This window comes from Streptococcus sp. GMD4S, assembly GCF_000296955.1.
Genome location: NZ_AJRE01000252.1, coordinates 1 through 1,176 on the forward strand (window position 1 = coordinate 1; position 1,176 = coordinate 1,176).

The 1,176-nt window shown below is 41.8% G+C and carries 1 pseudogene; it reads left to right on the forward strand.

Features of this window, described 5'->3' with window-relative positions:
* Nucleotides 1–1,176, forward strand: a pseudogene (locus GMD4S_RS13555) (SIALI-17 repeat-containing surface protein); the annotation flags it as partial.

Below are 1,176 nucleotides of genomic sequence, written 5' to 3' on the forward strand. Positions count from 1 at the left end.
AAGAAGAGTTGATGAAGGCTTTGGATGAACTTGAGGAACAGGCTATTAGTGATATTAAGGATAAGGAAGCAATTGAGGACAAAGAGGATGCAGCTGAAGCTGTGAAGGAATATATCGGTAAGATGTATATTTCAGATACTCTTGAGTCTGGAGAGCTCAGCTTAGATAATATCATCGCTGAATTGCCAGAAGGTGCAGAAGATAAGTCTGTGGTAACAGGTCCTGAAGTTCAAACTAATAAAAAATTATCTACTGAGGAGAAAACCCTACTAGACCAAGCTGAAAAAGATGCCAAAGAACAAGTTTCTCAAGTGACGGATGCTCTGGTTCAAGCCCTAGAATCTCTTGAAAATGCTGTAATTGAAGATATTAAAAAAGACGCTTCAATCATCGATAAAGAAGCGGCTATCAAAGAAGCCAAAGAAGAGATTGGTAAAGAAAATCTTTTGAAGGTTATCGCAGATGAGGATTTGGAGATTGGTGATGTTATTGTAGACTGGCCAGCAGATACAAGCGAGCATAAAACAGTAGCTGAACCTGTATCAGAATTCACAGATGAAGACCAAGCTAAGTTAGATGAAGCTGATAAAGAGGCTCAGGTTGATGCAGCCAAAGTTCGCTCAGATCTAATCGCTACCTTAGAAAAAATTGAAAAATCAACCATAGATGACATCAACAAGGATGCCACTATCACTGATAAGGAAGCAGCGATCAAGGCGGCTAAAGAAGTGATTGGCAAGGACGGCATCTTGAAAGCTATCGAAGAAGGCGACATTGATGCCTCAGACTTGTTAGATGATTTCTTAGCAGAAGACAGTGACCAGGTAACACCGGCCGAAGCGATGAGCCAAGAAGATTTCTCAAGCCAAGACCAAGCTAAACTCGCTGCAGCGGACAAGGAAGCAGCGGAAGAAGCAGCAAAAGTTCGCTCAGATTTAATCGCTACCCTAGAAAAAATCGAAAAATCAACTATCGATGACATCAACAAGGATGCTACTATCACTGATAAGGAAGCAGCGATTATGGCAGCTAAGGAAGTGATTGGTAAGGAAGCTATCTTGAAAGCTATCGAAGATGGCGATATCGAAGCGTCAGATTTGTTAGATGATTTCTTGGCAGAAGACAGCGATCAGGTGACACCGGCCGAAGTGAAGAGCCAAGAAGATTTCTCAAGTC